Origin of the sequence: Sphingobium sp. CECT 9361 (assembly GCF_918741285.1) — a bacterium.
In the GTDB taxonomy this organism is placed as follows: domain Bacteria; phylum Pseudomonadota; class Alphaproteobacteria; order Sphingomonadales; family Sphingomonadaceae; genus Sphingobium.
The window spans coordinates 88,568-100,505 of record NZ_CAKKNC010000003.1; the positions used below are offsets into that span (position 1 = coordinate 88,568).

The window sequence follows — 11,938 nt, forward strand, 5'->3', positions numbered from 1 at the left end:
ATGGTTAATGAGCCGCTAAGCATCGCGCCACTCCCGCGCCTTCTGGCGAGCTATGCGGGACGCGAGGCGGCGCGGCATCGTTTGGTGTGGGCTTATGACGCGCGGCTGGCCGATGTGGTGCGGACCACGCGGGAGCCGATGGTGGGCCAGATGCGGCTGACCTGGTGGCATGAGGTTTTGAGCGACGATAGCGGCACAAAGGGGCGGGGCGATCCGCTGGTGGACGCCTTGCGTGCCGATCCGGGCCTCTCGGCCATGCGGGATGCCTTATTGGCGATGATCGACGGGTGGGAGATGTTGCTCGATCCGTTGCCACTGGATGAGGATGCCTTGCGCAGCTTTGCCGATGGGCGTGGCGGCGGACTGTTTCGGGCGCTGGATCACAGTGCCGATCCAAAGGCTGGCGCGCTTTGGGCCTTGTGGGACTTGTCTGGCCATATCGGCGATGCCACGACGGCGCAGCGGGCGGTGGCACTGGCGCAGAGCTATCTGCCCGTGCCGTCCCGCGGGCAAAAGCCGGTCAGGCTGGCGACGGGTTTGGCGCGGCATGATATTGCGCTTGGACACACCGGGCCGCAGGCGTTGACGCCACGGCTATATCTGCGTTTGCTGCGGATGGCGGCTTTGGGGCGATAGGGGGCAGGGCGATGGGACGGTATCTGGCGGGCATTGCAGCAGGCTTGTTGCTGACGGCGGCGGCCTTGTTCTGGTGGCAGAGCAAGACGCAGGCGGCAGCGGAAGCGACGCCCCGGCCCATGCCTGTCGCTGCCGTAGTGGACGACACATTGCCGGAGGGTGATGAGAATGCTTTCGGGGCGGCCCCGCCCATGCCCGCCAGCGCGTCACCAGCCAGTCGCGAGCAGCGGCGCTTTGCTCGTTATGATCGCAATCGCGACGGGATCATTACGCGCCCCGAAATGCTCTCCAGCCGGACAAAGGCGTTCAAGGCGCTCGATACCGATGGCAATAACTTGCTGTCGTTCGAGGAGTGGGCGGCGGCGACCGGGGATCGGTTCGCAGCGGCGGATGCGAACAAGGACGGCAAGGTTACGCCGCCGGAGTTCGCGGCCACTGCGCCAAAACCCAAGCCGAAACCCGCCTGCCGCTGTTAGGCGGGTTGCAGCGTCGGTAGCGCGGCGATCCATGACGAGAGCGCTTCACGGGCGCGTGAGGTCATGGCTTCCTTGCGTTGCTTTTTCTTGGTGTCGTTCATCGGCGGGAAGAGGCCGAAGTTGACGTTCATCGGCTGATAGCTGTCGGAATCCGCGCCGCCGGTGATGTGGCCCAGCAATGCGCCCAGAGCCGTCTCCGCAGGTGGCACGGGCATCGGGCGCCCGGTTATCTCCGCCGCAGCAAACAGGCCCGCGAGCAAGCCGACGGCGCTGCTTTCCACATAGCCCTCGCAGCCGGTGATCTGTCCGGCGAACCGCACATGCGGCGCGGCCTTCAGGCGCAATTGCGGGTCGAGCAGCTTGGGGCTCTGGATGAAGGTGTTGCGGTGCAGGCCGCCGAGCCGCGCGAACTCTGCGTTCTGCAGGCCGGGGATGGTGCGCAGCAACTCCACCTGCGCGCCATGCTTCATCTTCGTCTGAAAGCCGACCATGTTCCACAGCGTGCCAAGCGCATTGTCCTGTCGCAACTGGACGACGGCATAGGGCCAGCGCCCGGTGCGCGGATCGTCCAGCCCTTTGCCCTTCATGGGGCCGTAGCGCAGCGTTTCGGGGCCGCGCTCCGCCATGACTTCGATGGGCATACAGCCTTCGAAATAGGGCGTGTCCTTTTCCCAATCCTTGAAGTCGGTCTTTTCGGCGTCGATCAGTCCCTGGACGAAGGTCAGATACTGGTCCTTGTCCATCGGGCAGTTGATGTAGTCGCGGCCATCCCATTCGGGGTTGTCGGGATCGACGGTCCCCTTGTCCCAGCGGCTCGCCATCCAGCAGATGTCCATGTCGATGCTGTCGCGATAGACGATGGGGGCGATGGCGTCGAAGAAGGCGAGGGAGTCCATGCCCGTCGCCGCGCCGATGCTCTTCGCCAGCGTCATTGCGGTCAGCGGGCCGGTAGCGACAATGGTGAGGCCGTCGGTGGGGAGCGTGTCGATGCGTTCGCGGACGATCTCCACATTGGGATGGGCGAGCAGGGCGCGGGTCACGCCATCGGAGAAGGCGTCGCGGTCAACGGCGAGGGCGGAGCCTGCGGGGACTTTCGCCTTGTCGGCTTCGGACAGGATCAGCGAGCCGAGCGTCCGCATTTCCTGATGGAGCAGGCCGACCGCATTCTTGTCCGGATCGTCGGAGCGGAAGCTGTTCGAGCAGACCATTTCGGCGAGTCCGTCAGTCTGGTGCGCGGGGGTGGTGTCGCCGCTGCCGCGCATCTCCGACAGGCGGACCTTGATCCCCGCCTGCGCCAGTTGCCAGGCGGCTTCCGATCCGGCGAGACCGCCGCCGATGATGTGGACCTGATGCGACATAGTGTTCAAACTTCTCTATCATCGCCCATATGGAGATAGGCGGGGCTTAGCGGTGTTGGAAATGTAGGACGCCGCCAAATTTTGGATCGGCGTTCAGAAACCCGCAGGAAACTGATGTTTGCCGTCGCTGTCGAGGCGCAGGACCACATGCTTGGTCACTGCGCCCAGCGGCAGCGGCGCGTAGAGGTGTGGGAAAAGCTGACCGCCGCGCGATTCCTCCCATTTCACCTGCTCGCCCAGCGGCACCAGATCGACCATGACGAGCACGAGATTGTCTTGCCCCGCAAAATGCTTGGCCGCTGTCTCTGCGGCCTGTTCCTGCGTCGACATGTGGATGTAGCCATCCTCAAGATCGACAGGCGCACCCGCGAAATGGCCATCGCTGCGCAGAGCAGCGAATTGCTCGGTGGTCAGGATCTTGTAGGCGAAAAGATCGGGCATCCGCCCTACTTACGGAAAATGCCGTGCAATTCAACCGGCAGGGGCGGTTCGTCGCGATTGGCGACCTCTTTGATGGCGCTGCTCTGCTCGTCGGGATCGAAGCGCGTCCAGCCGGTGCGGCCCAGACGTTCGAGCGGGCGATAGCGGACTTTATATTCCATCCGCTGCGATCCGGCGACCCAATAGCCAAGATAGACATAGGGAAGCCCGGCGCGGTGCGCGCGCAGGATGTGATCCATGATGATGAAATTGCCCAGGCTGGGGCGGGTTTCCAGCGACGGATCGAAGAAGCTGTAGATCATCGACAAACCGTCGGCCTGTCGGTCGGTCAGGCATGCGCCCACGAGCCGACCGGGGCGACCGTCGATACCCGGTTCGCGATATTCGATGACATGGCTGTCGACGGGCGTCTGCTCGACCATGTCAGCATAGTCCATCTCGTCCATCTCCGCCATGCCGCCACCGGGGTGACGCGACTGAAGATAATGCTGGAGAAGGCTATATTGTTCTTCTGTCGACCAGGGCTTGCACGCGGTAACGACCAGATCGTCGTTGCGGCGTAGCAACTTGCGCTGGGTGGCGTTCGGGCGAAACTCCCCGGTGACGACACGCACCGATACGCAGGCGGAGCAATCCGCGCAGCTTGGGCGATAGGCGACATTCTGGCTGCGGCGAAAACCTATGCGACCCAGCGCATCGTTCAGTTCCGACGCATGGTCGCCTGATAGCTCGGTAAAGACTTTCCGCTCATGCTTTCCCGGAAGATAGGGGCATGGGCTGGGGTTCGTTACGAAGAAGCGGGGGAAGCGAAATGGGGCGCTCACTGCATCCACCGTCCTGTGTTGGCGTGCCATCCGGCGACGCAGTTGAATCGTTAAGATTCTTATGACGTGCGTCGGCGCGGATTAAAAGCCTGTTTACTACGAAAGAGCGGAGGAAGCGGTAAGATGCGACAGACCGCATCCCCAACGGCCCGACCAAAGATGGTTAAACCGGCTTCCAGTGCCAGAGATCGCGCTGACGGCCCCAGCGCAGCATCGTGTCGCGGTCGATTTCAAGCGACCATTGCCAATGGCCAGCCTCTTCGATCAGGAAGGTGGCAATGGCGTCGATCGTTTCGCGGTTTTCCGCGATCAGGTCACGCGCGTCGTCCGGCCCGCCAAATGTCTGCCGCAGGAGATCGAGTGCATCCCCGCGGACAAGCATCGGCAAGGCACGACCCTGCGTCTCGAACATCGTATACGTATCTGCGCAACCCATTGCCGCCGCGATATGCGGATCGACGGGGCAATGACAACGCAAATCGTAAAACCGTCGGCTAACCGTGCCTTTTCCGGTGACGATTTGCGTTTGCGCATTGGTGGGGTGGTCGGGTTTGGTCCCTTCGCAGCGTTCGCAATCATGAGAAGATCAACTTGATCTAATGCCAAGTACGATGATCGCGACTGATGGCAACGGTCTTGGCGTTCCCCGGCGAAGGCCGGGGTCCAGCTCCACGCTCGAAACTGGACCCCGGCGTTCGCCGGGGACAACTGACTATGAGTTCCTATCAATGTACATTGGTATAAGCCGTCAGCAGGCGCACTTCGCCTTGCTGCGCGCTGTCTTGCGCCAGTGCCGAACGGGGCGACGCACGGTCACGTAGGACACGGTTTCCGTATAGGTCGGCTGCGACGGCTGGATGGTGATGGTCGTCACCGTCGGCGCGGGATAATAATAGCCGTTCGCGAAATAGCCGCCATTTGCCTGATTCCAGTGCGGCGGGGTGTAAGCGCCTTCCACATCCCCTTCGAACCGGCCCCGATATTCCCCGGTGTAGGTCGATCCGTCTTCGCGGGTCCATGTGCCGGTCCAGTGGCCGTCATAGGCACCCGCATAGGTCGCGCCGCGATGGGGCGGTGGCGGGCCACGGCGATGAGGGGGCGGTGGGCCGCGATCCGGCCCATGGTCTATGCGGTCAACCCGGTCAAAGTCGCGTTCATCCTCCCAGCGACCATTGTCGGCCATGCGGGGGTGATCTTCGGCCTTGTCGATGGCCAGACCGGCGGCGGCACCGGCTGCAGCACCGACCAGCGTGCCGACGGTGCGATTGCCGCGACCGGCGATCACATTGCCCGCAACGCCGCCCGCAACCGTGCCGATGGCTGCGCCCCCGATGCCGGTGTCGCGGCGCTCTGCGTAGCGCGGCTGATCGGGTTCATAGCCGCCTTCGTAATTCTCCCACCGAACATCGCTGCGGCTGTCATACACGCGGCCATAAGCGTCGGTCATGACGGCATCGTCGTAATAGCGCGACCAGCCGTAACCCTGCGGCGGGGTGGGCAGGCCGTAAGTCGCATAGTTGCCGATGTAGAAGCTGGGCTGAATCCAGTAACGCGGAAGGGCATAGCCGCGCACGGGGCGGCGATAGGCGGTGTAGCCACCGGGCGCTTGCACGCCGCCATGCCAGCGTCCGTCGATGCGCTGGCCCCAACGCGGTGCGGTGCGCACGACAGCGGTGGTGCCGGGGCTGGTCTTCACGATGGTAGTTCCTGCGGTCTGCGCAATGGCAGGGGTTGCCGTAGCGGCCATCGCTGCAAGGGCTGGAATCACAAAGGTCCGCATCGTTAACACTCCCTGTCGCGCCGGGCGGGGATTCTTACCCGGACGCAGCGTATAATTAACGCGGAATTTAGCATCGCGAGCCCTGCTTTTCCAAGCGCGAAGGCGTGTGGGAGTGTATCGAAACGATGCAAATGCGCGTTCGGAATTAGCGCGGCGGCGGCGCTTTCTTTCGGAAGATGGTTAACCCGTCAGGCGATGCGCGATGCAATTAGGGCAACCAGCGCATCGAGACCCGCCACATCGTCCGAGTCGAAACGGGCCGGGATTGGGCTGTCGAGATCGAGCACGGCGATGACGCGATTGTCGTGGATGACGGGCACGACCACTTCGGATCGCGATGCCGCGTCGCAGGCGATGTGGCCGGGGAAGGCGTGGACATCCTCCACGCATTGCGTCTCGCGCGTGGCCGCAGCCGTGCCGCACACGCCTTTGCCCAGCGCGATGCGGATGCAGGCGGCTTTCCCCTGAAATGGGCCGAGGACAAGTTCATCGCCGATCATGCGGTAAAAGCCCGCCCAATTGAGATCGGGGAGATATTGCCAGATCAGCGCCGACAGATTGGCCATGTTGGCGATGGCGTCCGGCTCGTCGCGAGTCAGCGCGTCGGCTGCGGAGAGGAGATCGGCATAGAGCGCCGCTTTGTCGGTGGTGCTGGGGGTTTTGAGATCGAACATGGGGGGAATGTAGGGAGCGGGGTGGGGTTCGTCCATCTTCTCCCACAATCGTCATTCCCGCGAAGGCGGGAATCTATCTCCCAAGCTATCGCCAAGGACTAAGGTTGGGAGATGGATTCCCGCCTTCGCGGGAATGACAGGAGGGAGCTTAATCGAAAGACACCTTTCCCCGCCCCGCCTTCACTGCGGATCGTTTCGTTTTCCCATCTACCCGGCGCGTCTGCGAAGCTCTCGTAGGCCGCGTCGGACGGCGCTTTTTGGGAACGATCGTCGCTTCCGCGATAAGGCTTATCAGTCTTGTGCGAACTTCTTCCCTGTTCAAAAGCTGCGAGCGCGACCCTTCGCTTCGCAGGATCAGAATGCCGCTCTGCGTCATGCGCGACCCCGCCAAAGCGACGAGACGGTTTTTGACCGCATCGGGAAGGTTGGGGGAGTTGGCGACGTCGAAACGCAACAACACCGCGCTGTCAGTGGTGTTCACATGCTGACCGCCAGCGCCGCTCGACCGGGTGTAGCTCTCTATCAGCTCATCGCTATCTATCGATATGGAGCGGGTGATAGCTATGGCGACCATGCTGCTCGTCAGTCAGGCAGCATGTCGGGCGTGAAGCCTGCTTCGATGAAGTGCGGGGGCAGGGGCGCTGTGGCTTCGACCGGCGGCTTGCCTGCGCGGGCGATGGACAGGAAGCGGCTGTGCAGCAGCATCGCGCCATCGTCCGGCGTGCCATAGATCGGATCGCCGACAATGCCGAAGCCGATGCCGTGGAGAGCGTGGACGCGGATCTGATGCGTGCGGCCCGTCGTCGGCGCAAAGCCGATGAGCGCGCGGCCTTCGTGGGTGGCGATCAGGGTCCAGCGGGTGAGCGCGGCCTTGCCCTTCGCGTCGGGGACCATGCGCCAGCCTTCTTCGGCGCTGCTGATCTTCTTGAGCGGCAGGTCGATTTCGCCGCTCGTCTCGGTGGGCACGCCCTCCAGAACGGCGAGATAGGTCTTGGCGACCTGCCCGTTCTCGAACGCTTGCCCGAAGCGCTTGTGCGCCTTTGGGTTGCGGGCGAGGAGGAGGCAGCCGGAGGTGTCGCGGTCGAGCCGGTGCACCGCCAACGGCCAGCGTTGAAAGCCGAATTTGAGCGAGTCCAGATGGTTTTCGAGGCTGAGCGAGCCGTCGCGCGGGGGATCGACCGGCAGGCCCGCAGGCTTGTCGAGGATGATCGCTTCGCCATCGATGAAGAGGACGCGGTCGGCAAGCAGGGTCACAACGGGTTCCGATGGTTAGAGCAAACTTCAATGTCTAACGCCAATGTCGCCCCCATTTTCGTCATTCCCGTGAAGGCGGGAATCTATCTCCGACGCTATCGAATGACGCATCGATGGGAGATAGATTCCCGCCTTCGCGGGAATGACCGGCAGAGGGACAATTGACGTAACTTGGCGTTCCTATAGGCATTTGGCATGAGCGGGGGAAGAGCAGCAGCTTCGGCGCCGAAATCGGGCGAACGGCTGGAGTGGATCGACGCGGCCAAGGGGCTGGGGATCCTGGCCGTAGTCGTGGGTCATGTGTGGACGCGCGGGGCGGTGCGCGACGCCGTCTATGCGTTTCACATGCCGTTGTTTTTTCTGGTGTCGGGGTATCTGTTCCGACCAAAGCCCACGGTTGCGTTCGTCCGCGCGCAGATGGCGACGCAGGGTTTGAGCTATGTGCTGTGGCTGGCGTTGCTGGTTGCGGCGGATGTGCTGATCGAAGGCGCGCGGGGGCATCGGCCGATTTTTCATGACTGGCCGGGGGATATCGGGCGGATCGCCTTTGGTGGGTCGGAACTGCGCGGGCCGTTTACGGTGTTCTGGTTCGTGCCGTGCCTGATCGTCGCGCGGATCGTCTGCAATGCGATCGGGATGCGCTGGGGCGATCCGCGAAGCTGGGCGTGGGTCGCGATTGCGCTGTGCAGTGCCGCGTTCGCCTATGGCGTGGGCGCAATGACGGATGTGTCGCCGCTGGGCGTGCTGACCGTGCCGATGGCGCTGGTGCTGCTGTGGGCGGGATGGCTGTGGCGGGGCGTCGCATGGCAACCGTGGATGTGGGCGCTGCTGCTGCCGATTGGTGCGGGTGTGCTGACATTCGGGCCGCCGCTCAATATGAAGGCGGGGGATTATGGCTGGCCGGTGGCGTCGTTCATTGGCGCGGCGGCGATTTCGTTCGTGATCTTTCGCATTGCACGCTGGCCGGTGCTGGGGTCAGCGCCGGTGCGCTGGCTGGGCGCGGCGTCACTGACGGTCATGTATCTGCATGTGCCGCTGGTGCATTATCTCTCGCCCTATTTTGGCAAGGGGGTGCTGCTGGCGATTGCCGTGATCGTCCCGGTTGCCACGCATTATCTGCTGGATAGCAACAAGGTCACGGCGCGGCTGCTCCTCGGGAAGTAGAACAGCCGCGCCGCTTCAACGTTTACGCTTTTAGCTTGAGCGCGACTTCGGCCACGCGGCGGCCCTGATAGCGCGCGCCGTCGAGTTCCGCTGCGCTCGGCTGGCGGCTACCGTCGCCGCCCGCGATGGTGGTCGCGCCATAGGGTGCACCACCCACGACTTCCTCATGGCCCAACTGGCCGGCATGACCATAGTCCAGCCCGACGATGGTCATGCCGAAGTGCAGCAGATTGGTGATGATCGAGAACAAGGTCGTCTCGTTCCCGCCATGCTGGCTGGCGGAGGAGGTGAATGCGCCGCCGACCTTGCCGTTCAGCGCGCCACGCGCCCATAGACCGCCGCCCTGATCGAGGAACGCCGCCATCTGGCTCGACATGCGACCAAAGCGCGTGCCGGTGCCGACAATGATGGCGTCATAATCGGCCAGTTCGTCGATGGTGGCGATGGGTGCCGCCTGATCGAGCTTGAAGTGGCCCGCCTTGGCGACTTCCTCGGGAACGGTCTCAGGGACGCGCTTTACATCGACGGTAGCGCCAGCGCCGCGTGCGCCCTCGGCAATGGCATTCGCCATCGTTTCGATGTGGCCATAGCTGGAATAATAAAGAACGAGAACTTTTGCCATTGGGAGGCTCCTTCACAAAAAGGGGGGAGAGAAACAGTGCCGCCCGCTCCGGCCGGGGGAGGGACCGACGGGCGGGCGGCGGAGAACAGGATCTTACTGGCTATCGACCAGCACGATCTCACTGTCCTCCAAGGCCTTTATAACGACCGAACCGCCGCCACGGATCGCGGCTCCATCGCGTGCTTCGAACGGCTGGCCGTTGATTTCGACGCGACCCGTCGCCGGAACAAGATAGGCAAAGCGGTCATCGTCGAGGTCGTAAGTCAGCGTTTCGCCAGCCTGAACCGTGGCGCCCAGCAACCGTGCATCGGCACGAATGCGCAGGGCATCGGCATCCGCTTCATATCCGCTGGCAAGGACGGCAAAGCGGCCCGACCGGTCACCCTGCGGAAAAGGCTTCGCGCCCCAGCTTGGCGCGCCGCCCGCTGCACGGGGAAGCACCCAGATCTGGAACAGCGTCGTCGTTTCGTCCTCCAGATTATATTCGGCATGACGCACGCCCGTTCCTGCGCTCATCACCTGAACGTCACCGGCGGCAGTGCGGCCTTCATTGCCCATGCTGTCCTTGTGGGTGATCGCACCCTTGCGGACATAGGTGATGATTTCCATGTCGCGGTGCGGATGGGGTGGAAAGCCGCTGTTCGCCCCAATCTCGTCGTCGTTCCACACGCGGATGTTGCCCCAGCCCATGCGGGCGGGATCATGATAGTCCGCGAAAGAGAAATGATGACGCGCATTGAGCCATCCGTGATTGGCATGGCCAAGTGACGAAAAGGCCCGGCGTTCTACAGTGGCCAGGCGCGGTGCAATTGCAATGTCAGACATGAGACCGTCCTTTCAATCTTGATTTCCTCCGATATACGCGCCACCATCGTTTCATAAATAGACAGTGATGAAACGGATTGTTTCCTAATGCGATTGCCAGACTTTGAAGCATGGGCGATGTTTGCGGCGGTAGTAGAGCATCGCAGCTTCACCGATGCCGCGCGTGCCATGTCCGTGTCCAAGGCCACGGTGTCCAAAGCGATCAGCCGTCTGGAGCAGCATCTCGACACCAGCCTGTTCAGTCGCACGAGCCGCAGGCTGGCGCTGACGGAAAGCGGACGGCGGCTCGCCGATCACGCCGCGCGCATCATGAGCGAAGGCGTGGCCGCCGAGGAAGCCGCGCGCGACGAGATATCGGAACTGGCGGGGATCGTACGCCTCGGCGCGCCAATGAGCTTCGGCCTGAAGAAGATTGCGCCGGTGCTGGCTGACTTCATGGCCTTGCATCCTGCCATCATTGTCGACCTGCACCTGTCGGACGAGCGCATCGATCTGGTGGAGAGCGGACTGGACGCCACATTGCGGATTGCCGCCATGCCGGACAGCTCGTTGCGCGCGCGGCGGCTGTGTGACGTGATGACGCATTATGTCGCGTCGCCCGAATATCTGGACCGAAAGGGACGCCCGACGCATCCCTCGCAACTGAGCGAACACGATTGCTTTCTCTACACCAACATCCCCAATCCGGAGACGTGGCGCTTTTCGCGCGCCGGAGGGGAAACGGTGGCGGTGCAGCCGCGCCCGCGGATGATGAGCAACAGTGGCGACGCCATGCTGGCGGCGTTGCGGGCCGGGGTCGGGATAGCGCGCTTGCCCGACTTCATCGTTGGCGAGGACCTCCAGAACAAAACGCTCGAAGCGATATTGCTGGATTGGCCGTCGCCGACCGTGGGCCTGCATCTGGTAACGCCCCCATCGCGTTTGCGGCCCGCCCGTGTGGATGCCTGTCTGGATTATTTGGCGCAAGCGTTGGCGCCGTAAGCCTCTGAAATAGATTCATTTCCAATACGACTCGCCATGTTTGAGTGGGTTAGCGATAAATTAACCTTTTGCGTTCAGATAGTTTGTGGTTAATGAATTGCCTTGGCTGTCGTTCTTGCAGGGGATGGACACCATGAACAGAGGGGCTGCATAATGCGCGTGCTGTTGATTGAAGACGAGCCGACGACCGCACGGGCGATCGAGCTGATGCTGACGACCGAAGGTTTTAACGTCTATACGACGGATCTGGGCGAGGAAGGCCTCGATCTGGGCAAGTTGTATGACTACGACATCATTTGCCTCGACCTCAATCTACCCGACATGCACGGATATGATGTGCTCAAGAAATTGCGGGCGGCCAAGGTGCAGACGCCGGTGCTGATCCTGTCCGGCATTGCCGAAATGGATAGCAAGGTGCGCAGCTTCGGCTTCGGTGCCGACGATTATGTGACAAAGCCTTTCCATCGCGACGAACTGGTGGCGCGCATTCATGCGGTCGTTCGCCGTTCGAAAGGTCACAGCCAGTCGGTCATCCGTACCGGCAAGCTGGCCGTCAATCTGGACGCAAAGACCGTGGAAGTGGACGGCAATCGCGTTCACCTGACCGGAAAAGAATATGCCATGCTGGAGCTGCTCTCGCTCCGCAAGGGCACGACGCTCACCAAGGAAATGTTCCTCAACCACCTGTATGGCGGGATGGACGAGCCGGAACTCAAGATTATCGACGTCTTCATCTGCAAGCTGCGCAAGAAATTGTCGCTGGCCTGCGGTGGCGATAACTATATCGAAACGGTCTGGGGTCGCGGCTATGTGCTGCGCGACGAGGACGAAGATACGGAACTGGAAGCGAAGGTCGCCTGATAGGCGCCACGATTACAGGACCGATGGGCGAAAGGCCCGGCA

At 62.5% G+C, this 11,938-nt stretch carries 15 protein-coding genes; 5 read left to right on the forward strand and 10 right to left on the reverse strand.

The features are described 5' to 3' along the window. Together LQ220_RS07110 and LQ220_RS07115 are read left to right on the forward strand one after the other, a co-directional pair. Entirely contained in the window at nucleotides 1-636 is a 636-nt protein-coding gene (locus tag LQ220_RS07110) for a squalene/phytoene synthase family protein (RefSeq protein ID WP_230187617.1), read from the forward strand. Nucleotides 637-647: 11 nt separating this feature from the next. Continuing rightward, nucleotides 648-1,112, forward strand: coding sequence for an EF-hand domain-containing protein (locus tag LQ220_RS07115; RefSeq protein WP_230187618.1), 465 nt, complete (start codon nucleotides 648-650; stop codon nucleotides 1,110-1,112). On the opposite strand, the gene trmFO is transcribed toward LQ220_RS07115, so the two are convergent. The 8 genes from trmFO to LQ220_RS07155 all read right to left on the reverse strand — a co-directional run bounded on the left by trmFO (nucleotide 1,109) and on the right by LQ220_RS07155 (nucleotide 7,443). Next, nucleotides 1,109-2,470: a methylenetetrahydrofolate--tRNA-(uracil(54)-C(5))-methyltransferase (FADH(2)-oxidizing) TrmFO gene (gene trmFO, locus LQ220_RS07120; RefSeq protein WP_230187782.1), complete on the reverse strand. Its 1,362-nt coding sequence runs from the start codon at nucleotides 2,468-2,470 to the stop codon at nucleotides 1,109-1,111. The two genes, LQ220_RS07115 and trmFO, sit on opposite strands and share 4 nt — an antisense overlap. Nucleotides 2,471-2,563: 93 nt before the next feature. Beyond that, the gene (locus LQ220_RS07125) at nucleotides 2,564-2,911 is read right to left on the reverse strand and encodes a DUF952 domain-containing protein (RefSeq protein WP_230187619.1); all 348 of its coding nucleotides are present in this window, start codon (nucleotides 2,909-2,911) and stop codon (nucleotides 2,564-2,566) included. Between the two features lie 5 nt (nucleotides 2,912-2,916). Then, nucleotides 2,917-3,735 carry an arginyltransferase gene (locus LQ220_RS07130; RefSeq protein ID WP_230187620.1) on the reverse strand — a complete coding sequence of 273 codons (819 nt, stop codon included), beginning with the start codon at nucleotides 3,733-3,735 and terminating at the stop codon, nucleotides 2,917-2,919. Between the two features lie 163 nt (nucleotides 3,736-3,898). Then, a complete protein-coding gene (locus LQ220_RS07135) occupies nucleotides 3,899-4,147 on the reverse strand; it encodes a hypothetical protein (RefSeq protein WP_230187621.1) in 249 nt (82 codons plus the stop codon). Between the two features lie 336 nt (nucleotides 4,148-4,483). Continuing rightward, on the reverse strand, nucleotides 4,484-5,515 hold the full coding sequence (locus LQ220_RS07140) for an RcnB family protein (protein ID WP_230187622.1): 1,032 nt from the start codon (nucleotides 5,513-5,515) through the stop codon (nucleotides 4,484-4,486). 188 nt (nucleotides 5,516-5,703) lie between these two features. Further along, nucleotides 5,704-6,189 (reverse strand): GAF domain-containing protein, encoded by a 486-nt coding sequence (locus LQ220_RS07145; RefSeq protein ID WP_230187783.1) that lies wholly within the window; start codon nucleotides 6,187-6,189, stop codon nucleotides 5,704-5,706. 148 nt (nucleotides 6,190-6,337) lie between these two features. Further along, nucleotides 6,338-6,763 (reverse strand): alternative ribosome rescue aminoacyl-tRNA hydrolase ArfB, encoded by a 426-nt coding sequence (gene arfB, locus LQ220_RS07150; RefSeq protein WP_230187623.1) that lies wholly within the window; start codon nucleotides 6,761-6,763, stop codon nucleotides 6,338-6,340. Between the two features lie 8 nt (nucleotides 6,764-6,771). Next, nucleotides 6,772-7,443: an RNA pseudouridine synthase gene (locus LQ220_RS07155; RefSeq protein ID WP_230187624.1), complete on the reverse strand. Its 672-nt coding sequence runs from the start codon at nucleotides 7,441-7,443 to the stop codon at nucleotides 6,772-6,774. Between the two features lie 195 nt (nucleotides 7,444-7,638). On the opposite strand from LQ220_RS07155, the gene LQ220_RS07160 reads away from it, so the two are divergent. Continuing rightward, nucleotides 7,639-8,607, forward strand: coding sequence for an acyltransferase family protein (locus LQ220_RS07160; protein WP_230187625.1), 969 nt, complete (start codon nucleotides 7,639-7,641; stop codon nucleotides 8,605-8,607). A 22-nt stretch (nucleotides 8,608-8,629) separates the two neighbouring features. Here LQ220_RS07160 and wrbA read toward each other — a convergent pair whose 3' ends face one another. Continuing rightward, nucleotides 8,630-9,229: an NAD(P)H:quinone oxidoreductase gene (wrbA, locus tag LQ220_RS07165; protein ID WP_230187626.1), complete on the reverse strand. Its 600-nt coding sequence runs from the start codon at nucleotides 9,227-9,229 to the stop codon at nucleotides 8,630-8,632. Between the two features lie 93 nt (nucleotides 9,230-9,322). Beyond that, nucleotides 9,323-10,054, reverse strand: a complete 732-nt coding sequence (locus tag LQ220_RS07170) for a pirin family protein (protein ID WP_230187627.1) — start codon at nucleotides 10,052-10,054, stop codon at nucleotides 9,323-9,325. Nucleotides 10,055-10,141: 87 nt separating this feature from the next. On the opposite strand from LQ220_RS07170, the gene LQ220_RS07175 reads away from it, so the two are divergent. Beyond that, complete coding sequence (locus LQ220_RS07175; RefSeq protein WP_230187628.1) at nucleotides 10,142-11,035, forward strand: LysR family transcriptional regulator; 894 nt, start codon at nucleotides 10,142-10,144, stop codon at nucleotides 11,033-11,035. 153 nt (nucleotides 11,036-11,188) lie between these two features. Beyond that, nucleotides 11,189-11,896, forward strand: coding sequence for a response regulator transcription factor CtrA (ctrA, locus tag LQ220_RS07180; RefSeq protein ID WP_230187629.1), 708 nt, complete (start codon nucleotides 11,189-11,191; stop codon nucleotides 11,894-11,896). Nucleotides 11,897-11,938: the final 42 nt, after the last annotated feature.

Coding starts and splice junctions, on each gene's coding strand:
- LQ220_RS07110 (WP_230187617.1), top strand. CDS start 1: ATGGTTAATGAGCCGCTAAGCATCGCGCCACTCCCGCGCCTTCTGGCG.
- LQ220_RS07115 (WP_230187618.1), top strand. CDS start 648: ATGGGACGGTATCTGGCGGGCATTGCAGCAGGCTTGTTGCTGACGGCG.
- trmFO (WP_230187782.1), bottom strand. CDS start 2,470: ATGTCGCATCAGGTCCACATCATCGGCGGCGGTCTCGCCGGATCGGAA.
- LQ220_RS07125 (WP_230187619.1), bottom strand. CDS start 2,911: ATGCCCGATCTTTTCGCCTACAAGATCCTGACCACCGAGCAATTCGCT.
- LQ220_RS07135 (WP_230187621.1), bottom strand. CDS start 4,147: ATGTTCGAGACGCAGGGTCGTGCCTTGCCGATGCTTGTCCGCGGGGAT.
- LQ220_RS07140 (WP_230187622.1), bottom strand. CDS start 5,515: ATGCGGACCTTTGTGATTCCAGCCCTTGCAGCGATGGCCGCTACGGCA.
- LQ220_RS07145 (WP_230187783.1), bottom strand. CDS start 6,189: ATGTTCGATCTCAAAACCCCCAGCACCACCGACAAAGCGGCGCTCTAT.
- arfB (WP_230187623.1), bottom strand. CDS start 6,763: ATGGTCGCCATAGCTATCACCCGCTCCATATCGATAGATAGCGATGAG.
- LQ220_RS07160 (WP_230187625.1), top strand. CDS start 7,639: ATGAGCGGGGGAAGAGCAGCAGCTTCGGCGCCGAAATCGGGCGAACGG.
- wrbA (WP_230187626.1), bottom strand. CDS start 9,229: ATGGCAAAAGTTCTCGTTCTTTATTATTCCAGCTATGGCCACATCGAA.
- LQ220_RS07170 (WP_230187627.1), bottom strand. CDS start 10,054: ATGTCTGACATTGCAATTGCACCGCGCCTGGCCACTGTAGAACGCCGG.
- LQ220_RS07175 (WP_230187628.1), top strand. CDS start 10,142: ATGCGATTGCCAGACTTTGAAGCATGGGCGATGTTTGCGGCGGTAGTA.
- ctrA (WP_230187629.1), top strand. CDS start 11,189: ATGCGCGTGCTGTTGATTGAAGACGAGCCGACGACCGCACGGGCGATC.